General features: G+C 43.4%; 1 pseudogene. It reads left to right on the top strand.

Going from position 1 to position 512, the window contains the following annotated elements:
* Positions 1–512: pseudogene (locus tag EST42_RS10635) on the top strand (IS1182 family transposase); the annotation flags it as partial.

Raw genomic sequence — 512 nt, 5'->3', positions numbered from 1 at the left:
CGCAGGCGCCATTGATGATGTCGTGTTTATCGATGGGACGAAGATTCTGGCTAACGATAACAAATACTCGTTTGTTTGGCGTAGAAACACCATTTGCTTCAGCGAACTGAACAAAGCCAAAGCAGTTACGCTTCTCGAAGAAATCAAAGCATCACAAGCGGACTTCTTTCATGAAGAAACCGAATTGTCGTTTGATGATATGGATGATGTTATTGCGCGGTTACAGATGCACATTGATGAGCTAGACCGAGCTGTGGAAGAAACCAAAAAGGTATCACTAAATCCAGCTAAACAAAAACGACGCACTGTGAAGTCTCAAACTCGCAAGCTGAAAGAAATTCGTGATAAGAATGCGCAATACAAAAATCAAATGGATACGTTCGGTAATCGTAACAGCTATTCTAAAACAGATGCCGACGCCACGTTTATGCATGTAAAGGAAGACCCAATGATGAGTGGCCAGCTCAAGCCGGCCTACAATGTACAAGCTGCCGTCAGCAATCAACTGGTTA

The sequence above is a fragment of the Weissella cibaria genome (genome assembly GCF_004521965.1).
Lineage (GTDB): Bacteria > Bacillota > Bacilli > Lactobacillales > Lactobacillaceae > Weissella > Weissella cibaria_A.
Note: the sequence above shows the minus strand (reverse complement) of the source record. Positions and strands in the feature narration are given on the sequence as shown.